The organism is Pseudomonas sp. PDM24 (assembly GCF_019218905.1).
GTDB lineage: Bacteria > Pseudomonadota > Gammaproteobacteria > Pseudomonadales > Pseudomonadaceae > Aquipseudomonas.
The window spans coordinates 279,337-300,306 of record NZ_JAHUWR010000001.1; the positions used below are offsets into that span (position 1 = coordinate 279,337).

Below are 20,970 nucleotides of genomic sequence, written 5' to 3' on the forward strand. Positions count from 1 at the left end.
TTTGTGGTGCCTGAGCGGGTCTCTTCGCGGGCAAGCCTCGCTCCTACGGGTTTTGTGTCGTTTGTAGATATGCGAACGACACAATACCTGTAGGAGCGAGGCTTGCCCGCGAAGGCGTCAGCTCAATCAGCGATGCCCAATGAGCAGTTCTTCTTCAGCTCCGGGCACCGCCAGGCTATCAATCACATGCACGCTATACCCCGGCACATTCTTCGCGTGATGCTTGGCCTGTGATGCCATTTCCGCCAATTGGCTTGCATCGAGCTGTGCACAGGCCTGTGGATGCAAATGCACCACGCCGATGGACAGGGACAGCAGCGAAAATTCCTGTCTTACGCCTTGGCGGTTGGGTGCGATGAAGCAGCCGGCTTCCAGGTGTTCGCTGCGGTAAAAGCGTCGGCATTGGCTGTGGAAGTCGTCCAGCAGTTGGTTCAGGCGTTTGCGCCAGTCTTCCGGGCCGAGCACCAGCAGGAAGTCGTCGCCGCCGATATGGCCGACGAAGTCGCGAGATGGGTCGATGCGGTCGTTCAGGCATTGCGCCAGACACAGTAGGACTTCATCCCCGCGACCGTAGCCGTAGATGTCGTTGAAGGGTTTGAAGCTGTCGATGTCGACGTAACAGATCACCGACTCCCGTTCCTGTTGCAGCAGCCGTGTCAGGCATTGCTGGATCGGTACGTTGCCCGGCAGCAGGGTCAACGGGTTGGCGTAGCGGGCTTGCTGGATTTTCAGTTCGGTAATCAGCTTGAGCACGTCGATCACTCGGCCCAGCCCCAAGTAGCTGCCATTGAGGGTGATGATGAAGTCTTCTTCGATGCGCTGGCGAGCGCGGCTGGTGATCAAGCGGCTGACCTGTTGCAGCGACTGGCTCAACTCCACAGCGAGGAAGTCGTCGCTCATCAAGCGACTGATCGGCTTGCGGGCAAACAGGTCAGTGGCAAAGGGCTTGAGCAAGGCGTCCGAGAGCGAATGGCGGTGGACGATGCCACAGGGTTGGCCCTGTTTGTCGAGCACCGCCAGGGAGTTCAGGTTGGCCTGGCGGCGGAAGGCTTCCAGCACGGTGGCGGTCGGGGTGTCACTGGTCACCGCCGGTTGGTCGTTGAGCAGGGCGCTGAGGTCGCTGACTTCTTCGTTCAGTATTGCGGCGACGCTGTTTGGTTTGGGTATGAAAGTTCGGGCATCGCGGGGCGGATGCTCCTGGGGCCGGCAGAGCAGATAACCTTGCAGCAGATCGACGCCCATTTCGGTCAACACCGCCAGTTCTTCCGGCAATTCGATGCCTTCGGCGATCACTTTTGCTCGCGAAGCCTTGGCGATCTGCAGGATCGAACCGACGAACTCACGCTTGAGCGCGTCCTGGTGAATGCCATCGATAAAATGCCGATCGATCTTGACGTAATCCGGGCGCAATTCAGACCAGAGCCGCAAGCTCGAATAACCGGCGCCCAGATCATCCAGCGCGATGGAAAACCCCATCGCCCGATAGTGATGCAGGGCGTTTTGCAGCAGCTGGAAATCGTCGGTCGGGGTCTGTTCGGTGAGTTCAATGACCACTTGGCTCGGTGGGATGCCGAAATCCTGCAACAGTTGCAAAGTGCGTCCGGGTTGGTGGGCGGCTTCGAGCAGGGATTCCGGGGAGACATTGAGGAAGAGTTTGCCGGGCAGTTGCTGTTCATTGAAGCGTCGGCAAGCACTTTGACGGCAAGCGATTTCCAGTTCGCTGAGGCGACCGGCCTGGCGAGCTACCGCGAACAGGGCAACAGGGGAGTGCAGCGGACTGTTGGAGGGGCCGCGGCTGAGGGCTTCGTAGCCAACGATACGTCGTTCAGAGAGGGAAATGATCGGCTGGAACAGGCTGTGCAAACCGCTTTGAGTCAATATTGAGCTCAAGGCACTCAGCTGTTCGGTTGTGGTCATGGCGTTCTCTGGCGATAAAAAAAGGACCGGGTGCAAGGTGCACCCAGTCCTTTATTTCACGACAGAATGATGTCTGTTTGATGACGCTCCGGGGAGCGTCAGCATTAAATTGCCATCATTCTGATTGTAACCACTTAGTGCTTGGCAACCGCGGTGTTGAGTTTCAAGTAATCCAGCAGAATCCGCCCCGTCTCGCTCAGATAAGCATCGTCTTCTGGCTTGGTCTTGTCCTGCTCGGCCGCGATGGCATCTTCGTCTTCTTTCTTCAGCTCTTTGAGCGGTTCTTCGCCCTTGGCCTTGCGACGGATGTTTTCCATGGCCAGTTGCTTGGCTTCGATATCGGCATGTTGTGCACGACGCTCGGCTTCATTGAGGCTGACGGTTTTTTCGCTCATCAACTTCTGCGCCAGGGCCAGTTTGTCGCGGATGAACACGAACTCCGCGTCTTTGGCCGTGCGTACGTCATGCTCGGACTTGAGCTGCGTGATGTACGGTTTGAACGGGTCAAGCGCAGGCTTGATGGCCGCACGAATGGTGTCCCACGGCATGGCTTCCGGCAGGGCGCTTTCGCCGATTTCCTTGGTGTCGATGATCGACGGATAATCGATGTCCGGCAGCACGCCCTGATGCTGGGTGCTCTGGCCGGAAACCCGGTAGAACTTGGCCAGGGTCAGTTTCAGTTCGCCATGGTTCAGCGGCTGAATGGTCTGCACGGTGCCTTTGCCGAAGGTCTGGCCGCCGATGATCAGCGCGCGGTGGTAGTCCTGCATGGCGCCGGCGAAAATCTCCGAAGCCGAGGCGGACAAACGGTTGACCAGCAACACCATCGGGCCTTTGTAGAACGCGCCCGGGTTTTCATCTTCCAGCACATCGACCCGGCCATCGGCGTTACGCACCAGTACGGTCGGACCTTTGTCGATGAACAGACTGGTCAGCTCGGTGGCTTCCTGCAAGGAACCGCCGCCGTTGTTGCGCAGGTCGATGACCACGCCGTCGACCTTGTCTTTCTGCAGCTCGGTCAGCAGCTTCTTGACGTCGCGGGTGGTGCTCTTGTAGTCCGGATCGCCAGCACGGAAAGCCTTGAAGTCCAGGTAGAAGGCCGGGATCTCGATGACGCCGAGTTTGTAGTCCTTGCCATCCTGCTTGAGGTTGAGAACTGACTTCTTCACCGCCTGATCTTCGAGCTTCACCGCTTCGCGGGTAATCGGCACGATCTTGGTGGTCTGGTCGTTCGGCGCGTTGCTGGCCGGAATCACTTCCAGGCGCACCACGGTGCCTTTGGGGCCACGAATCAGTTTGACCACTTCGTCCAAGCGCCAGCCGACCACGTCGACCATCTCTTTGTTGCCCTGGGCCACGCCGATGATCTTGTCGGCCGGTGCAACCTGCTTGGTCTTGTCGGCCGGGCCGGCAGGCACCAGGCGCACGACTTTCACTTGATCGTTATCGCTCTGCAACACGGCGCCGATGCCCTCCAGGGACAGGCTCATGTTGATGTCGAAGTTTTCCGCGTTATCCGGCGACAGATAGTTGGTGTGCGGGTCGTAGGACATGGCGAAGGTGTTGATGTACGCCTGGAAGATGTCTTCCGCACGGGTCTGGTCCAGACGCGACAGCTGATTCTTGTAACGCTTGGTCAGGGTTTCCTGAATCTGCTTCGACTCTTTGCCGGAGATCTTCATCCGCAGCACTTCGTCCTTGACGCGTTTGCGCCACAGGTCGTCCAGCTCGGCGGTGGTCTTGAGCCAAGGGGCATCCTTGCGATCGACCAGCAAGGTTTCCTTGGCGGTGAAGTCGATCTTGTCGACGCCCTTGTTCAGCTCGGCAAGGGCAAAGTCCAGACGCGCCTTGACGCGGTCCAGGTAGCGCTTGTAGATGGTGAACCCGGCGTTCAGGTCGCCGCTTTTGAGGAAGTCGTCAAACTGGGTTTTCCATTTGTCGAATTCGGCAATATCGCTGGCCATGAAATAGCTACGCGATGGATCCAGCAGCTTGATATAGCTGTCGTAGATGATCACGGAGCGTGCATCGTCGAGTGGTGGTTTGCTGTAATGGTGACGCTTGAGCAATTCGACGACGTTCAGACTGGCGATTACTTCGTCACGATCGGGCTGAAGCTTGTCCCAGCTGTTGGCTGCGAACGAATTGCTCGACATCGGCAAAAGACCGAGACCAATGACAAGAGCGAGGGCGGTGCTGGGGAGCAGATGCTTCATGCTGATTCGACGCGGGGACAATTGATAACGCATATTAGGCCGTCTTTGAAGTCGCCGGATCCACAAGGACCGGTCGCATAATGCAAAAAGCCCGGCGCTACAGCTTCGGGCTCAGTCCAGACTCACTATGGAGGCACTGTGAAAGCATTGCAAGGCGTTGAGGGGCGAGTGGAGTGGGTTGAAGAGCCGAGTCCTACGTGCGATGTAGGACAAGTTCGCATCCGAGTGGCGGCAGCAGGACTCAATCGCGCTGATTTGTTACAGAAAGCAGGACTTTATCCGCCACCGCCGGGGGCCAGTCAAGTACTGGGTCTTGAGTGTTCGGGGGTGATCAGCGAGGTCGGTCCGGGCTCTTCCTGGCAGGTCGGCGATCGGGTTTGCGCCTTGCTGGCCGGGGGTGGGATGGCCGAAGAGGTAGTTGTCGACGGACGGCATGTGTTGCCGGTTCCCGAAGGTTTGTCCCTGGCCGAGGCGGCGGCATTGCCGGAAGTGTATGCGACCGTTTGGCTGAATTTGTTTCAACTGGCTGCGCTCAAACCGGGTGAGAAAGTTCTCCTGCACGCCGGGGCCAGTGGAATCGGTTCAGCTGCCATTCAGCTGTGCAAGGCGTTTGGTAACCCGTGCTGGGTCAGCGTCGGTTCCGCCGAGCGTCTGGCCTACTGTGAAGCGTTGGGCGCACAGGGTGGAGTGGTGCGCAACGGCGATCTGGACAGCTTGAATGATCTTGCGCCGTTCGACGTGATCCTCGACCCGGTGGGTGGCAACTACGCGGCGTTGAACCTCAAGCTGCTGGCTCGCGATGGTCGTTGGGTGCTGATCGGATTGATGGGCGGTCGCGAGGCGCAGCTGGATCTGGCGCAGGTACTGGCCAAACGTGTGCAACTGCTGGGTTCAACCTTGCGCAACCGCGATGAGCAGTTCAAGGCCGATTTGTTCAGCGATCTCGGTCAGCATGTCTGGCCGCTGTTTGCCGAAGGGCGTTTGAGCCCGCAACTGGCCAGGACATTTGCGATCAAGGATGCCGAAGCGGCATTTGCGGAACTGGCGACCAATAAGGTGTCGGGGAAGTTGGTGTTGATAATTGACGAAAGCCTGACCTGAACCCTGTGGGAGCGGGCTTGCTCGCGAAGGCGGTGTATCAGTCGACATTAATGTTGAATGACACACCGCCTTCGCGAGCAAGCCCGCTCCCACATGGGTTCTTGGTTATTTCCAGATATGGATTGGCCAGCCCGCCTTTTCGGCGTGTTCGAGCAGCACCGGATCCGGATTCACCACATGCGGAAAGTCCACTTTCAGCAGCAGCGGCAAGTCATTGCGTGAGTCGGAATAGAAACTCGCGCCTTCCAGATTTTCCTCTTCGGCATCCAGCCATTCCAGCAACCGGGTGATCTTGCCTTCGCGGTAGGTCAGGGTGCCAACGGTGTGGCCGCTGTACACCCCATGCAACAGTTCCAGCTCGATGCCGAGAATCTCGTCGATGCCCAAGCGGTCGGCAATCGGCTTGACCAAATGCGTGCCCGAGGCCGAGATCACCAGGATCCGGTCGCCGGCCTTGCGGTGGGCGGCGATGGCTTTGGTGGCGTCGCTGAAGATGATCGGCTCGATGAAGTCTTCCACCCAAGGCGCGACCAAGTGCTCGACCTCTTGCGGCGTGCGACCGATCATCGGTTCCAGACTGAAGGTCATGTACTCCTCCATGCGCAACTTGCCGTGGCTGTAAGCGTCCATCAGTTCGTTGTTCTGACGCATGAACGACTCGGGATCAACCCAGCCCAGGCGGCCCATTTGCTCGCTCCAGAGGGTGGCGCAGTCGCCGTGGATCAGGGTTTCGTCCAGATCAAAAATTGCCAGGGCCATCAGTGCAGTTCTCTCTTCAACATCAGCAAGGTCATCAGGCTACCTCACACAGGGCTGTCGGATCGATGGAAAGCGCCAAGCGCTGACCATCAGGATGTAAATCGGCCGCCGAACGGTTCAGCACATCCACCACCAATTCCACGCCCCGGGCTTCGACCCGATAGCGAATGACGTTGCCCAACAGGCTGTGGCTGCGAATCTGCGCATCGAGTTCGCCGTTCAGGCTCAGTTCAATGGCTTCCGGGCGAATGGCGAGGCGATGGGTGATCGGTCGTTGCAGCAGTTTGCTGGCGCTGTCGGCATCCAGCAGGTTGTAGTTGCCGATGAAGCCTGCGGCAAACACATCGATTGGCGCGGTGTAGAGGGTTTCGGCATCGCCGCTTTGTACGATCTTTCCCTGATTCATCAGGAAGATTCGGTCAGACATGGTCAGGGCTTCTTCCTGATCGTGAGTGACGAAGATCGTGGTCAGACCGAGTTCGCGCTGGATCTGACGGATCTGTTCGCGCAGGTGCTTGCGAATCCGCGCGTCTAGCGCCGACAGCGGCTCATCCAGCAACAACAACCGAGGCCGGGTCACCAGCGAGCGAGCCAGGGCGACACGCTGGCACTGGCCACCGGACAGTTGATGCGGGTAACGGGCGGCGAAGTCATTGAGCTCCACCAGTGCCAGCACTTCGCCGACGCGCTTGTGGCTGTCGTCCGCGTTGACCTTCTGCATGCGCAAACCGAAGGCGACGTTCTGCTCCACGGTCATGTTCGGGAACAGCGCATAACTCTGGAACACCATGCCGATCCCGCGTTTTTGCGGGCTCAGCGGGACGAGGTCCTGACCTTCCAGCAGGATCTTGCCGCCGTCCACCGAGGTCAGGCCGGCGATGCAACGCAGCAGGGTGGACTTGCCGCAACCGGACGGGCCAAGAAGCGTGACGAATTCGCCTTTCTTGATTTCGCAGTTGATGTCGCTGAACACGGTAGTGCCCGAGTAATTCTTTTGAAGATGTTGGACGCTGACGTAGCTCATTCGCTTTTGTCCTTGTTCAAGATATTGGCCGCCCAGGTCAGAACCAGCACAAAGAAGAAGTAGGAGATCACCAGCGCACTGGTGAAGTGGCCGCTGCTGTTACGCATATTGTTGAGGTAGACCTGCAGGGTTTCGTAGCGGGTGCCGACGAGGATGTTGGCGAACACGAACTCACCGAACAGGAACGAGAACGACAGCAGCAACGCCACCATCAAACCCTTGCGCAGGTTCGGCAGCACCACCAGGAATGCCGCTTGCCAAGTGCTGGCGCCGAGCAGTTGCGCGGAGTCCATCAGGTCGTGCAGGTTGATCGCTTGCAGGTTATTGGTGATCGCCCGGTACATGAACGGCAGCGCCACGGTGAAGTAGCAACCAATCAGAATCCACGGCGTGCCGACCATCGCGAACGGCCCCGAGCCATAGAGCTGCAACAACCCCACCGACGACACCACCGGCGGCACCGCGAAGGGCAGCAGGATCAGGATATTCATCAAAGCGTCGAGTTTCGGGAAGTGGTAATGCACCACGAACAGCAGCGGCAGAATCAGCACCACCGACAGAATCAGCGAGCCGACGCAGACCAGCAAGGACTGACCGAACGCGTCGAGAAAGCGCGGGTCGCTCCACAGCTGGAGGTACCACTTGAAGGTAAAACCGCTGGGCATGATCGTCGCGGACCAACTGCTGGAGATCGAGTAGATCAATGTTCCGAGCAGCGGCAACAGCAGAATGGCAAACAGTAAATACACCACGACGCGGTGATAGACACCGACGGGCCCCAGTTCAACGCGAGACATGGTAGCTCCTCTTCAACAGCAACTGATGCACGATAGTTACCAGGGTCATCAACGCCACGAGCACCACGGCCAAGGCGCTGGCCAGGTTTGGGTCCAGGGAAATGTCGCCGGAAACCATTGCCGCGATGCGGATCGGCAACACGTTGAAGTTGCCAGTGGTCAGGGCGTAGACCGTGGCATACGCGCCGAGGGCGTTGGCCAGCAGAATCACGAACGTGCCCAGCAGCGCCGGGGTCAGCACCGGCAAACCGATGTGTCGCCAGAATTGCCAGCCATTGGCACCGAGCAACTCGGCGGACTCACGCCAGTCTTCGCGCAGGGCATCGAAAGCCGGGTAGAGCAGCAGCACGCCCAAGGGAATCTGGAAGTAGGTGTAGAGAATGATCAGACCGGTTTTCGAGTACAGGTTGAAGTCCTGAATGATCCCGGCCTGTTTGAGCATGATGGTGAAGGTGCCGTTGAAGCCCAGCAAAATGATGAACGCGAAGGCTAGGGGCACGCCGGCGAAGTTGCTGGTCATGTTGGCGAAGGCATTGACGAAGTTGCGCAGTTTCGAGTCGACCCGGCGCAGGGAGTAGGCGCCGAGTACGGCGATGATGATGCCGAACACACTGGACCAGAAACTGATCTCGAGGCTGTACTGGATTGCCTGCAAATAGAACCTCGAGTTGAAGATTTTGCTGAAGTTGGCCAGGCCCCAGCCGAACTCTTCCGATTGAAGGCTGTTGATCATCACCCAGAGCAGCGGGGCAATCTGGAACACGAAGAAGAAAATCGCGAAGGGCACCAGGCACAAAGCGGCCAGCCATTTACCGCGGGTCATGGCATTCACTTGAGCAGCTCCCGGCACACAGGTTTGTCGTGGGGCACGCCCAGCAGTTCGCAGACGGTGCCGCAGATTTCGGTCTGTTTCGGTGCGGCATTTTGGTTGAAGCTGAAGGCATCGCCGAGGACGAACAACGGCACTTCGCGTTCTTCGGGCAGCAGGCCGTTGTGCGAGCGGTCGTTGTTCATGCCGTGGTCAGCCGTCACCAGCACCTGGTAACCGGCGTCGAGCCAGCCCTGCAGGTAATCGGCAAGGATGATGTCGGCTGAGCGAGCGCTGTTGCGGTACTGCGAGGTGTCGAGGCCGTGCTTGTGCCCGGCGTCGTCGATGTTCATGGGGTGGACCAATAGAAAGTTCGGCTCGTGGCGCAGGCGCAGGTTTTCCGCGTCGGCGAACAGGTGCGAGTCCGGGTAGTGGTCGTTCCAGTAGAAATGACCGTGCTGGATCGGCAGTTTGGGGTCATCGGTATGACGATCCCGGGCGGCCATGAACGGGGAACGGTTATACAACTCGCTGACCCAGTGATAGGCCGCGGCGGCGGTTTTCAGGCCGGCGTCGGTGGCGTAATGGTAGATGCTGCGCTGGTTGGACAGGCGCGAGACGTTGTTGTGAACGATGCCGCTGTCGATCGGCGTAACGCCGGTCAGGATGCATTCATAAAGCGGTCGGGACAGGGCCGGCAGTTCGCACTCCAGTTTGTAGAGTGCCGCGCGTCCTGCGCCAACGTAAGCCTGCAGATGCCCCATGGCGTGGCGCGCGACTTCGTAATTGAGGCCGTCGAGCACGACAAGGATGACGTTGTGCTTCATAGGGGCTGGGACTCCGCAAAACAGATGATTCAAATACGCAACCAATCCCCTGTGGGAGCGGGCTTGCTCGCGAAAGCGGCGGGTCAGTCAACAAAGGTGTTGAATGTAAGTCCGCCTTCGCGAGCAAGCCCGCTCCCACATTGGATCTCCATCAGATCCCCGAATGGGGATCTACCGTGTTACGGCATATTGATGATGACTTCTTCCTGCCACTTCTGCGGCAGCGACTTGGAGGTCTTTTCCCACGCGTCGGCGTCTTTGATCGGTGTGACCTTTTTGTACTGCTCGTTAGGCAGCAGTTTGGCCTTGACCTCTTCCGGTAACTTCAGATGCTCAGCGCGGATCGGACGGGCGTTGCCTTTCGCCAGGTTGATTTGGCCGGCATCGCTGAAGATGTATTCGCGGGTCAGCTTGGCGGCGTTTGGGTTCTTCGCGTATTTGTTGATGATGGTGGTGTAACCGGAAATCACCGAGCCGTCGGATGGAATCAGCACGATGTAGTCATCCGGATTCGCCATCTTGGCCTTGTAGCTCAAACCGTTGAAGTCCCAGACCACACCGACTTCGATTTCACCCTTTTCCATGGTGGCGATCGTCGGGTTGGCCATGGACAGGCGGCCTTGCTTGGCGATGTCAGCGAACAGCAACAGGGCTGGCTGAATGTTTTTCTCGTCACCACCGTTGGCGAGGGCGGCGGCCAGTACACCGTTGGCAGCCTGGGCCGCGGTGCTCACGTCACCGATAGAAACTTTGTACTTGCCAGTCTTGAGGTCGGCCCATTTGGTCGGCGCTTCAGAACCGTGCAGCAGCTTTTTGTTGATGATGAACGCGATGCTGCCGGTGTAGGCCAGCGCCCAGTTGCCGTCCTTGTCCTTGGCCCAGTCCGGAATCTGTTCCCAGGTGGTGGGTTTGTAAGGTTGCACGACACCTTGCTTGACCGCGATCGGGCCGAACGCGGCACCGACGTCGCCGATGTCGGCCGTGGCGTTGTCTTTTTCGGCGGCGAACTTGGCGATTTCCTGGGCCGAGCTCATGTCGGTGTCGATGTGTTTCAGGCCATATTTCTTGGCCAGGTCTTCCCAGGTGCCTTTCCAGTTGGCCCAGTCATCGGGCATGCCGACGCTGTTGACTGCACCTTCCGCTTTCGCAGCGGCTTCCAGGGTTTTCAGATCATCCGCCGCCATGGCGGTGGTGCACAGGGCAATGGTCGAGCCTAACAGTGATGCCAGGAAAAACTGTTTCATCCGAAGCTCCTTTGGGCGTTTTCAACGCTGCGATTGCGGTTGTGTTGGTCTAGGTCAGCAATACCTGAGCCAATTTAGGCGGGTTGGATGACATTTTGATGTCGACGACCGGTCGGCCTGAATTTTCTGCGCTCGGATACGCGAGGTGCGAGATAAGCGTAGACCATGGCTAAAGAGCTGATATGAAAGGGACTTGGCCATAAAATTGCAGGTGTCTGGCGCAACCGTTCGGCGGCTTTGTCATCTGTCAGTCATATGCAGTGCCTAGGCTTGCAGGCAGTTGAAGGAACCGATTTGAATCACGGTTCTGCCCTGAATCAGTGCTGGTCTAGTCCAGATAGGTAACGTTGATGCGCATCGAGACCACCAAAGCGGTGACAGCCATCGGGCAGGTTCTGCAAGAACAGCTCGACCACGGTTTGTTGGCGCCCGGGAGCAAGTTGCCGGCAGAGCGCAAGCTCAGTGAGTTGTTCGGTACCACGCGGATCACCGTGCGTGAGGCTTTATTGCAGCTGGAGGCCCAGGGCCAGATTTATCGCGAGGAGCGGCGCGGCTGGTTCGTGTCGCCACCAAGGCTGGCTTACAACCTGATGCAGCGCAGCCACTTTCACGCGATGGTCAGTGCGCAGGGGCGAGTGCCGTCCACCGAGGTGATCTCGGCGCGGTTGCAACCGGCGTCGGCGGCGGTGTGTGCCTGGTTGCAGTTGCCGGCGCTGTCGAGCGTGATTCAGATCTGCCGCTCGCGACGGATTGACGGGCGATTGGTGTTGTATGTGGAGCACTACCTGAACCCGCAGTTTTTCCCCGGGATTCTGGACTTCGATCTGAATCAGTCGATGACCGAACTGTATGCCCGGCATTACGACTTGCATTACGGGCGGGTGCGCTTCGAGATTGTGCCGACGGCGTTATCGGTGGACGCCGCGGCGGCTTTACGGGTGTCGGTGGGCAGCCCGGGGTTGCGGATTGCCCGGGTCAATTATGATCAGCACGAACGACTGATCGATTGTGACCTGGAGTTCTGGCGCCATGATGCGATTCATGTCGGGGTGGATGTGGTGTAGGACACACATTCAACTGAGCCCGTCAAAATCAATGCGAGCCAGGCGCGAGGATTTATTCGTTGAGCTTGGCGAGGATCTTGTAGATCACAGTGGCGAGGATCATCAGCATGCCAACCCACATCGCGAACACACCGGCGTTCTTGTCGCGAAAGTTGAAGCCGATGGCCAGCATGATCATCCCGGAAAGAATCGGGATCAGCATGGCGTGGAACGAAGACAACGAGATCATGGTGACAGCCTTGTCGGAGAGGGGTACTGCAAGTCTAGGCGGCTTTCGGATGAGCGGTGGTGATGTGAGTCAGAAGTGAGTCAGAAGCAGCGCAATCCGTGTGGGAGCGGGCTTGCTCGCGAAGGCGGTGTGTCAGATAACATTAATGTCGACTGACACACCGCCTTCGCGAGCAAGCCCGCTCCCACAGGTTGCGATTCGCTCGGACTACGGCAATTCGCGGCAGGCGTAAAACGCGCTCAGCACTTTGACCAGATGTGCCAGGTCATGGCTGCCGCACAACTCACGGATCGAGTGCATGGCGAACGTCGGCAAACCGATGTCCACAGTGCGCACGCCCAGGTGGCTGGCGGTGATCGGGCCGATGGTCGAGCCGCAGCCCATGTCGCTGCGTACCACGAAGCTCTGCACCGGCACTTCTTCGGCCATGCACAAATGGCGGAAGAACCCGGCGGTTTCGCTGTTGGTGGCATAGCGCTGGTTGCTGTTGACCTTGATCACCGGGCCGGCGTTGAGTTTCGGGCCGTGGTTGGCATCGTGCTTGTCCGCATAGTTCGGGTGCATGCCGTGGGCGTTGTCGGCCGAAACCAGCAGGGATTTCTGAATGGTCCGTACGAATTCATCCCCTTCGGGCAACAGACGACGCAGGGTTTGCTCAAGCATCGGGCCGTCGGCGCCACAGGCCGAGCAGGAACCGACTTCTTCGTGATCGTTGCAGACCAGCACGCAGGTTTCGTCGGTTTCGGTCGTCAGCAAAGCTTGCAGGCCGGCGTAGCACGACAGCAAGTTATCGAGGCGCGCACCCGCAATAAAATCGCCATGCAGGCCAATGACCGCTGCGCTTTGGGTGTCGTAGAAGCTCAGCTCGTAATCGAGCACTACGTCAGCGTTCAGGCCGTGTTCGCGGGCCAGTTGATCGGTGAGCACGGCGCGGAAGTCCACGCGCTCGTCACCGGCGAATTGCGCGAGGATCGGTGGCAGTTCGGTCTGGGCATTGATCGCCCAGCCCATATTGGCTTCACGGTTGAGGTGAATGGCCAGGTTCGGGATGATCGCGATCGGTGCCTTGAAGTCGATCAACTGGCTCTCGACCTTGCCGTCGCGGCGGAAGGTTACGCGACCGGCCAGAGACAGATCACGGTCGAACCACGGTGCCAGCAGTGCACCGCCATAGACTTCGACACCCAGTTGCCAGAAGCCCTGGCGTTGCAGTTCCGGCTGGGGTTTGACCCGCAGGCATGGGCTATCGGTGTGCGCGCCGACCAGACGGATGCCGCCATGCAGGGGCGAATGACGGCCCATTTTGAACGCGACGATCGAAGAGTCGTTACGGGTGACGTAGTAACGACCATGGGCTTCGGTGGTCCATGGCTCACGCTCGTCGAGGCGCATGAAACCGGCCGCTTCCAGGCGCTGGACAAGACTGGCAGTGGCATGGAACGGGGTAGGGGAGGCCTTGAGGAAGTCGATCAGGCCTTGGTTCAACTCTTCGCGCATAAGTAGCTCCAGACAGCAGTGGCGCCAGTTTAACGTATTGGTCACAGAATTGGCGGAGGACTGCTGCTGGGGTGCACTCGAATCTGTGCCTGCCAGAGATCTCCTTGTGTGGGGCTTGCTCGCGAAAGCGGTGTATCAGTCGACATAGATGTCGATTGGCACTCCCTCTTCGCGAGCAAGCCCGCTCCCACAGGTTGCTCATTGACCGTTAAAACGGTGCAGGACACTCGAAGCGCAGGCGTTCGCCCGTCTGGGGATGAGTGAAGCTGAGCATGCTGGCGTGCAAACAAAGTCGTGGCCAGGCAGCCAAGGCTTGCTCATGGGCGTAGAGCCCGTCACCCAACAGTGGGTGGCCGATGGAAAGCATGTGCACGCGCAACTGGTGAGAGCGGCCGGTGATCGGCGTCAGTTCGACGCGGCACCAGTCGCCACAACGCTCCAGCACACGCCAGAAGGTCAAGGCGTGCTTGCCAAATTCGTGGTCCACCACATGGCGTGGCTTGGTCGGCGGGTCGTAGCGCAGGGGCAGGTCGATGCTGCCACTGTCCAGTTCCGGTTGTCCCCAGCACAGGGCGGTGTAGGCTTTTTCGGTTTCGCGGTCGTGAAATTGCCGAGACAGCTCGCGATGAGTGTCCGGGTCACGGGCCAACAGAATGATACCGGACGTTTCCCAGTCCAGACGATGGACGATTCGCGCTTCCGGGTAGCCGTTTTCTTGCAGGCGCGTAATCAGGCAGTCCTTGTTGTCATCGGCCCGGCCGGGGACGGAGAGCAACAGGGTCGGTTTGTCCACCACCAGTACGGCGGCGTCCTGATGAATGATGCGGATGTTGGACAACGGCATTAAAACAGCCTCGTAACAAACGCCAACGGCGGCTCAGGCCCCGCCCTCTGTAGGAGCGAAGCTTGCTCGCGAAAGCGTCACCTCGGTCTATCAGATAGACCGAGGTGCCTGTGTTCGCGAGCAAGCTTCGCTCCTACGGAGTGCGTAAGAGCCTGAGCCGCCGTGGCTTCCGCCGGATCGACTCAGCGATCTGGCAGGGTGATATTGAGTTCCAGGATCGAGCAACTGCCCTGATTTTCCAGAGCGACGTGCACGTCATCGGACCCGATATTGACGTACTTGCGGATCACTTCCACCAGTTCCTTCTGCAAGGCTGGCAGGTAATCCGGCGTACTGCGCTGGCCGCGTTCATGCGCCACGATGATCTGTAGACGCTCTTTCGCTACCGACGCGGTGCTGACCTTTTTACTGGCACGAAAGAAGTCAAAAAGGTTCATTACCTACCTCCAAAAAGTCGCTCGAAGAATCCCTTCTTCTCGACATCGAGGAAACGATGGTCCACGGTTTTACCCAGCAGGCGATCAACGGCATCGCTGTACGCCTGACCGGCGTCGCTCTGATCGTCGAGAATCACAGGTACGCCCTGGTTGGAGGCCTTGAGGACGGCTTGCGACTCCGGAATCACGCCTAGCAGGGTTACTGCGAGGATTTCCTTGACGTCTTCGACGCCGAGCATTTCACCGTTACTCACGCGTGTCGGGTTGTAGCGGGTCAGCAACAAGTGTTCCTTGATCGGGTCTTCGCCGTTTTCGGCACGACGGGACTTGCTGGCCAGCAGGCCCAGCATGCGGTCCGAGTCACGTACGGAGGAGACTTCCGGGTTGGTCACTACAATCGCTTCATCAGCGAAGTACATGGCCAGGTGGGCGCCTTTCTCGATGCCCGCCGGAGAGTCGCAGACCACGAATTCGAAGTCTTCCTTGAGCTGCATCAGGACCTTTTCGACGCCTTCGACAGTCAGCGCGTCTTTGTCGCGAGTCTGACTGGCGGCCAGTACATAGAGGTTTTCCAGACGCTTGTCTTTGATCAGAGCCTGTTGCAGGTTGGCTTCGCCGTTGACCACGTTGACGAAGTCATACACCACGCGGCGCTCGCAACCCATGATCAGGTCGAGGTTACGCAAGCCGACGTCGAAGTCGACGATAACTGTTTTGTGACCGCGCAGAGCGAGGCCGGTACCGATAGCGGCGCTGGTGGTGGTCTTACCCACACCACCCTTGCCGGATGTAACCACGAGAATCTTGGCCAAGGTGTTTTACCCCTAAGGAAAAAGGACGTTTAGCCCCTGAAAAACATCTCTTGAAAAACTACTGCAGTCGGACAGCCTTGGCTGGAATCCGGTTCTGAGCGGCGTTTACCCCCGGTAAACACTGCTTTTGGCCTTTTTCCTACTTCGTTTGAGCCGTTTTCGCTACGTTTTAGAGATGCTTGGAAAATGCGGCAGTATCCGTTAAAGCCGAATGATGTTCAACACGTCGCCCGACAGGCTGACTTGTACGCCCGCGCCCCACAATGGATCACGACGCAGATCCTCGGAAACCTTGTAATGGCCAGCGATGGAGACCAGTTCAGCGGTCATTTGCTGACAGAAAATCCTGGCTTTCGTGTCACCTTTGACGCCGGCCAAGACACGACCGCGCATCGCGCCGTATACATGGATGTTCCCATCGGCGAGAAGTTCCGCCCCCGGGCTGACCGACGAAATCACCACCAAATCGCAACCCTGGGCATAAATCTGCTGACCACCGCGTACGGGCGACGTGATGATTTTGGTCGGTTTAATGGTCGGTTCCGGTGGTTTTTCCGGTTTTTTCGCAACAGTGCCTTCGTGCGGGTCGAGCGGGCGCTCACGGGCGCCGGACGGCGGCAGCACCGGCAGATCGACGGCGATGGCGGCGGCAATGTCTTCAATGCGGCTGGCACGGATCGCCAGGGTGCGCAGGCCATGCTGGCGGCAGATGCGCATCAGCCCCGGCAGATCGACCGAGGCTTCGCTGGCCGGAAGTTTGTCCAGGGCCAGGACCAGCGGCGCATTGCTGAAGAAGTTTGGCGCCTGGGCGACCTTGGCGGCCAGTTGCCGATCAAGGTTCTCAAGGTCGTTACGGGCCAGTTCCAGCACCGTAATGGCAAGCATGCTGCCCTTCAACTGGAACACGGGATCTTGGTCTAGCGGTTCGGTTTGGCTCATGGTCGGCATACAACGGCTTGTCACTAAAAGTGCCGAGACTTATAACGAGAACGCCCGCAGGCCGCAAGCCGGGTCGAACGATGTAGAATGCGCGGCCACTGTCTTGACGGAACCTTTAATGGATCGCCCGCGTTTTCGAACAGCATTTCTTTCTCCACGTTTCTGGCCGCTGTGGTGTGGCTTGGGGCTGTTGTGGCTGATTGTGCAGTTGCCATATCCGGCGTTGCTGTCGGTCGGTCGCGTCTTGGGTGCCTTGATGTATCGAGTGGCCGGCGACCGACGGCGCATTGCCAAGCGCAATCTTGAGCTGTGTTTCCCTGAAAAGTCCGCTGCCGAGCGCAAGCGTCTGCTCAAGGAAAACTTCGCCTCCACCGGCATCGCCTTCTTCGAGATGGCCATGAGCTGGTGGTGGTCGCGCAAGCGTCTGGCGAAACTGGCCCATGTCGAAGGCCTGGAGCATTTGAAGCAGGCCCAGCGCGACGGCAAAGGCGTGATTCTGATGGCTGTGCATTTCACCACGCTGGAGATCGGCGCGGCGTTGCTCGGTCAGCAGCACACCATCGATGGCATGTACCGCGAACACAAGAATCCACTGTTCGACTACATCCAGCGTCGTGGCCGCGAGCGGCACAACCTCGACTCGCTGGCGGTGGAGCGCGACGACGTGCGCGGCATGCTCAAACTGCTGCGGGCCGGCAGAGCGATCTGGTACGCACCGGATCAGGACTACGGCGCCAAGCAAAGTATCTTTGTGCCGCTGTTCGGGATTCAGGCGGCGACCGTTACCGCCACCAGCAAATTCGCCCGGCTGGGCAAAGCGCTGGTGGTGCCGTTCACCCAGGAACGCCTGGCGGATGGCAGCGGTTATCGGTTAGTGATCCATGCACCGCTCGAGGGCTTTCCCGGCGAGACGGAAGAAGCTGACTGCATTCGGATCAACCAGTGGGTCGAAAGTGCTTTGCGTGAGTGTCCGGAGCAATACCTCTGGGCGCATCGCCGCTTCAAGACCCGTCCACCGGGCGAGGCGAAGCTGTACGCCAAACGCGGTTGAGTCACCGATCCCTTTAAGCACCATGGAGTGTTGCGATGAGTTCTGCTGAACCGGTTACAGGGTTGATACTTTCCGGCGGCGGGGCTCGGGCGGCTTATCAGGTGGGCGTGCTGGCGGCGATTGCCGAGCTGCTACCGGTAGGCGCGGCGAATCCGTTTCCGGTGATCGTCGGTACTTCGGCTGGCGCGATCAACGCGGTCAGCCTGGCCAGTGGGGCAATGGACTTTCGCGGCGCGATTCAGCGTCTGACTGCCTTCTGGCAAGGTTTCCGCAGTCATCTGGTATTGCGCAGCGACTGGCCGGGAGTGATCCATCAAGCCACCCGTTTTGTCAGTCACAATCTGATGGGGATTGGCGCTCCGGTGCCCGTGGCCCTGCTCAACAGCTCGCCGCTGCGCGGTTTGCTCAACGACAAACTGCACATGCCCGGAATTGCCGAGGCCATTGCGCAAAAGCAATTGAAGGCGGTGGCGGTCACGGCGTTTGGTTATGAGTCCGGTCAGGCCGTCACGTTTTATCAGGGCGGCGGCACCATCGAGTCCTGGTTGCGCCATCGGCGAATCGGCGTGCCGACACAATTGAGCGTCGAACATTTGCTGGCCAGTTCGGCGATTCCGTTGTTGTTTGCGCCGGTGAAAATCGGCGAAGAGTATTTCGGCGATGGCGCGGTGCGTCAATCGGCACCGATCAGCCCGGCCCTGCACCTGGGTGCCAGCCGCGTGCTGGTGGTGGGTGTCAGCGGCAACCCGCGCGGGGTCGACCCGCAACAGCCGCTGCAACGGGCCTACACAGGTCAGCAGCCGACCCTGGCGCAAATCGGCGGGCACATGCTCAACAGTACGTTCATTGACAGCCTGGAAAGTGACATCGAGTTGCTGCAACGTTTGAATCAGTTCAGCCATCTGCTGCCCGACGGCGCGCCGAGTCGGGCATTGGGAGCAGCGCCGGTGGAGGTGCTGGTGATTTCGCCGAGTCAGCCGATCGATGAAATTGCGGCGCGGCATCGCCAGGAATTGCCGGCGGCCTTGCGTCTGTTTTTGCGCGGGCCGGGGGCGACCAAGACCAGCGGGGCAGGGGTATTGAGTTATCTGCTGTTCGAGGCGGGATATTGCAGTGAGTTGATCGATCTGGGGCGGCGCGATGCGTTGGCCAAGCGCGATGAGTTGTGTCGGTTTCTGGGGTTGGTGGAGCCTGCGGTTCCGGCTTGAGATTTGTGGTGCGGCTGTTCGCGGGCAAGCCTCGCTCCTACAGGGTTTTTGTCGTTCTTCGGCCATGTGAACGACGCAAATCCTGTAGGAGCGAGGCTTGCCCGCGAAGCTTTTACGATCAGAAGTGGAACTTCACCAGGAAGCTCGTGTTGCTCTGATCGGTCTTGAAGTACTGGCTGTCCTTGATCCCGTACTTGTCTGACCAGTAGTCGTACTCGACACCGACGTACAACTGTTTCTCGCCGATGTTCAGGGCTTTGCCCAAGTCGTATTTGATCTGTGGGTTGAAGTGCAGGTTGGCGTGGTAGGTGCCTTTGCTGTTCTGGTCGTTGTCGACCACCCAGTCCATGAAACCATCGATCAGGATGTTCGAATCGCCCACGGGAATGGTGTAGGACCACACCGGTGTGATCTGCCAGACGTTGTCACCCGCACGGCTGCCTTCAGTGTGACGCTGGTAGAAGTTCAGCTGGAAGTAGTCGAACCCGGGAATCGCCAGGTCGAAACCCGGACCGATCAGGTAGGACTCGGTATCGCCCTCACCGAACTCGTACGTCATGGCCAGCAGCACGTCTTTGATCGGGCCGAACGCCAGTTTCTGGTCGAAGATCTTGCCAAACGACAAGCGTGGGCTGATTTCGCCGTAATAGGTGTTCGAGCCGACGCCGCTGTCTTCCTTGCCGTTGTAGAAAATCTTGTCGACGAACACGAAGTTGTCCCCGTATTTCCAGGCATCGGCGTGCTCGAAGGTGACGGTTTGCTGAATGCGCGGGTTGACCTGGAAGTCCTTGCCATAGAGGTAGGTCAGGCTGTTGTTCTGCCATTGCAGCAAGTCGCCGGCCATTGCCTGGCCCCCGGCCAGCAAGGATCCCGCGAGCATCAGGCTGGTGCACGTACGTTTCATTCGGTTGCTCCCAAAAAGTAGGTGGTTCCACGTTTTTTTTCTAAGGTCGGCACTCTGGTGTGGCGCCTTTTTCTTTGCTGTAAAAAACAATCCAGTCGGTCAGCTTTAGTGCTGTTAGCAAGAGCTGAGCCAAGGCTTTCGAAAAGCCAAAAAACGCCCGTTCGGCTGTTTGAAAACAGTCGATTGAGCGTCAATTCGAGAGGCCTTGGTGCTGTCCAGAGCCGGGATAAGTTGGCTTTCTGGTCAGGAATTAAATCCGCGCTTTTTTTTAGAGCGGATTCGGGCGGGCGCGGAGAATACTGACTCCTTGGCCAGGTCTCAAGTGCCCCGCAACAGAGCACCGGTGACAGGTATCGGGCACGGTTGCGGGCCATCTTAAAAGTGCACCTTTACCAGCAGGCTGGCGGTGTTTTGGTGAGTGTCAAAGTTGGCGCTGTTTTCGATTCCGTACTTGTTTTTCCAATAGCTGTATTCGGTGCCGACGTAGACGAATTTCTCGCCCCAGCCCAACGCTTTGCCCAGGTCGTATTTGATCTGCGGATTGAAGTGCAAGTTGGCGTGGTAAGTGCCGCGTGCGTTGCGATCGTTGTCCACCACCCAGTCCAGATAGCCATCGATCAACAGGTTCGAATTGCCTAGCGCAACGCTGTAGGACCAGGTGGGAGTGATCTGCCAGACACCATCACCAGGGCGTGGGCCTTCGGTCTGGCGACGATAGAAGTTCAAGGTGAAGTAGTTGAAACCCGGTACTGCCAGATCGAAACCCGGGCCGATCAGATATGCCTCGCTGTCGCCTTCGCCGTACTCGTACGTCATGGCCAGCAATACGTCCTTGACCGGGCCAAACTCGAAACGACGGTCGAGTATCTTGCCAAAGGACAGGCGTGGGCTGAATTCGCCATAGAAGGCGTGGGGGCCTTTATTGCGGTCTTGTTCGCCGTTGTAGAAGATCTTGTCGATGAACAGGAAGTTATCGCCGTACTTCCATTTGTCGGCGTGCTCGAACGTCACCGTCTGCTGGATCGACGGGTTGACCACGAAATTCTTGCCGTACAGGTAGCTCAGGCTGTTGGTTTGCCACAGCAGTAAGTCCTCGGCCATGGCGTGGCTCGCGGCCAACAGGCCAGAGCCCAACAGCACGCTGGTTTTTATCCGAATCATCTGTTGCTCTCTTTTGTTTTTATTGTTTGAGGCGCAGGCAGCCACCCTTGTGGGAGCGAGCAGGCTCGCTCCCACAAGGGTGTGTGTCTTTTAGTGGGTCAGTGCGGGTGGGTGTGGCAGTTCGGAATGCA

The 20,970-nt window shown here is 58.6% G+C and carries 20 protein-coding genes; 4 read left to right on the plus strand and 16 right to left on the minus strand.

From position 1 onward, the window contains the following. Nucleotides 1–126: 126 nt before the first annotated feature. On the minus strand, nucleotides 127–1,917 hold the full coding sequence (locus tag KW837_RS01340) for a bifunctional diguanylate cyclase/phosphodiesterase (protein WP_218394248.1): 1,791 nt from the start codon (nucleotides 1,915–1,917) through the stop codon (nucleotides 127–129). Nucleotides 1,918–2,051: 134 nt separating this feature from the next. Then, nucleotides 2,052–4,133: a carboxy terminal-processing peptidase gene (locus tag KW837_RS01345; protein ID WP_218394249.1), complete on the minus strand. Its 2,082-nt coding sequence runs from the start codon at nucleotides 4,131–4,133 to the stop codon at nucleotides 2,052–2,054. A gap of 138 nt (nucleotides 4,134–4,271) precedes the next feature. Here KW837_RS01345 and KW837_RS01350 point away from each other — a divergent pair, with 138 nt between their 5' ends. Beyond that, nucleotides 4,272–5,234 (plus strand): zinc-binding dehydrogenase, encoded by a 963-nt coding sequence (locus KW837_RS01350; protein WP_218394250.1) that lies wholly within the window; start codon nucleotides 4,272–4,274, stop codon nucleotides 5,232–5,234. A 105-nt stretch (nucleotides 5,235–5,339) separates the two neighbouring features. Here the strand turns inward: KW837_RS01350 and KW837_RS01355 are convergent, their stop codons facing one another. The 6 genes from KW837_RS01355 to KW837_RS01380 form a co-directional block, all read right to left on the minus strand. Beyond that, complete coding sequence (locus KW837_RS01355) at nucleotides 5,340–5,993, minus strand: HAD family phosphatase (protein ID WP_123496224.1); 654 nt, start codon at nucleotides 5,991–5,993, stop codon at nucleotides 5,340–5,342. Nucleotides 5,994–6,027: 34 nt separating this feature from the next. Next, a complete protein-coding gene (locus KW837_RS01360) occupies nucleotides 6,028–7,017 on the minus strand; it encodes an ABC transporter ATP-binding protein (RefSeq protein WP_218394251.1) in 990 nt (329 codons plus the stop codon). After that, entirely contained in the window at nucleotides 7,014–7,814 is an 801-nt protein-coding gene (locus tag KW837_RS01365; protein ID WP_218394252.1) for an ABC transporter permease, read from the minus strand. Before KW837_RS01365 ends, KW837_RS01360 begins: the two co-directional genes overlap by 4 nt. Then, nucleotides 7,801–8,637, minus strand: a complete 837-nt coding sequence (locus tag KW837_RS01370) for an ABC transporter permease subunit (protein ID WP_218395137.1) — start codon at nucleotides 8,635–8,637, stop codon at nucleotides 7,801–7,803. Before KW837_RS01370 ends, KW837_RS01365 begins: the two co-directional genes overlap by 14 nt. Nucleotides 8,638–8,642: 5 nt before the next feature. After that, entirely contained in the window at nucleotides 8,643–9,449 is an 807-nt protein-coding gene (locus tag KW837_RS01375; protein ID WP_218394253.1) for an alkaline phosphatase family protein, read from the minus strand. A 179-nt stretch (nucleotides 9,450–9,628) separates the two neighbouring features. Beyond that, on the minus strand, nucleotides 9,629–10,693 hold the full coding sequence (locus KW837_RS01380; RefSeq protein WP_123496234.1) for an ABC transporter substrate-binding protein: 1,065 nt from the start codon (nucleotides 10,691–10,693) through the stop codon (nucleotides 9,629–9,631). Between the two features lie 350 nt (nucleotides 10,694–11,043). Between KW837_RS01380 and KW837_RS01385 the strand changes: the two genes are divergently transcribed. Next, the gene (locus KW837_RS01385) at nucleotides 11,044–11,757 is read left to right on the plus strand and encodes a UTRA domain-containing protein (protein ID WP_007898856.1); all 714 of its coding nucleotides are present in this window, start codon (nucleotides 11,044–11,046) and stop codon (nucleotides 11,755–11,757) included. A 52-nt stretch (nucleotides 11,758–11,809) separates the two neighbouring features. Here KW837_RS01385 and KW837_RS01390 read toward each other — a convergent pair whose 3' ends face one another. From KW837_RS01390 to minC, 6 genes are all read right to left on the minus strand, one after another. Further along, a complete protein-coding gene (locus KW837_RS01390; RefSeq protein ID WP_007898847.1) occupies nucleotides 11,810–11,986 on the minus strand; it encodes a hypothetical protein in 177 nt (58 codons plus the stop codon). Nucleotides 11,987–12,193: 207 nt separating this feature from the next. Continuing rightward, nucleotides 12,194–13,483: a M18 family aminopeptidase gene (locus KW837_RS01395; RefSeq protein ID WP_123496236.1), complete on the minus strand. Its 1,290-nt coding sequence runs from the start codon at nucleotides 13,481–13,483 to the stop codon at nucleotides 12,194–12,196. Between the two features lie 208 nt (nucleotides 13,484–13,691). After that, entirely contained in the window at nucleotides 13,692–14,327 is a 636-nt protein-coding gene (locus KW837_RS01400) for an RluA family pseudouridine synthase (RefSeq protein ID WP_030131660.1), read from the minus strand. 182 nt (nucleotides 14,328–14,509) lie between these two features. Continuing rightward, on the minus strand, nucleotides 14,510–14,764 hold the full coding sequence (gene minE / locus KW837_RS01405) for a cell division topological specificity factor MinE (RefSeq protein ID WP_007898843.1): 255 nt from the start codon (nucleotides 14,762–14,764) through the stop codon (nucleotides 14,510–14,512). Next, nucleotides 14,764–15,576, minus strand: coding sequence for a septum site-determining protein MinD (minD, locus tag KW837_RS01410; RefSeq protein ID WP_007898841.1), 813 nt, complete (start codon nucleotides 15,574–15,576; stop codon nucleotides 14,764–14,766). Before minD ends, minE begins: the two co-directional genes overlap by 1 nt. 201 nt (nucleotides 15,577–15,777) lie before the next feature. Beyond that, a complete protein-coding gene (gene minC / locus KW837_RS01415; RefSeq protein WP_032830770.1) occupies nucleotides 15,778–16,515 on the minus strand; it encodes a septum site-determining protein MinC in 738 nt (245 codons plus the stop codon). A 118-nt stretch (nucleotides 16,516–16,633) separates the two neighbouring features. On the opposite strand from minC, the gene KW837_RS01420 reads away from it, so the two are divergent. Both KW837_RS01420 and KW837_RS01425 read left to right on the plus strand, forming a co-directional pair. After that, complete coding sequence (locus KW837_RS01420; protein ID WP_192346987.1) at nucleotides 16,634–17,566, plus strand: lipid A biosynthesis lauroyl acyltransferase; 933 nt, start codon at nucleotides 16,634–16,636, stop codon at nucleotides 17,564–17,566. 35 nt (nucleotides 17,567–17,601) lie between these two features. Continuing rightward, the gene (locus tag KW837_RS01425; RefSeq protein ID WP_218394254.1) at nucleotides 17,602–18,774 is read left to right on the plus strand and encodes a patatin-like phospholipase family protein; all 1,173 of its coding nucleotides are present in this window, start codon (nucleotides 17,602–17,604) and stop codon (nucleotides 18,772–18,774) included. A gap of 118 nt (nucleotides 18,775–18,892) precedes the next feature. Here the strand turns inward: KW837_RS01425 and KW837_RS01430 are convergent, their stop codons facing one another. Further along, nucleotides 18,893–19,678, minus strand: a complete 786-nt coding sequence (locus KW837_RS01430) for an outer membrane protein OmpK (protein ID WP_218394255.1) — start codon at nucleotides 19,676–19,678, stop codon at nucleotides 18,893–18,895. Nucleotides 19,679–20,053: 375 nt separating this feature from the next. Beyond that, nucleotides 20,054–20,839, minus strand: a complete 786-nt coding sequence (locus KW837_RS01435; RefSeq protein ID WP_218394256.1) for an outer membrane protein OmpK — start codon at nucleotides 20,837–20,839, stop codon at nucleotides 20,054–20,056. Nucleotides 20,840–20,970 lie beyond the last annotated feature (131 nt).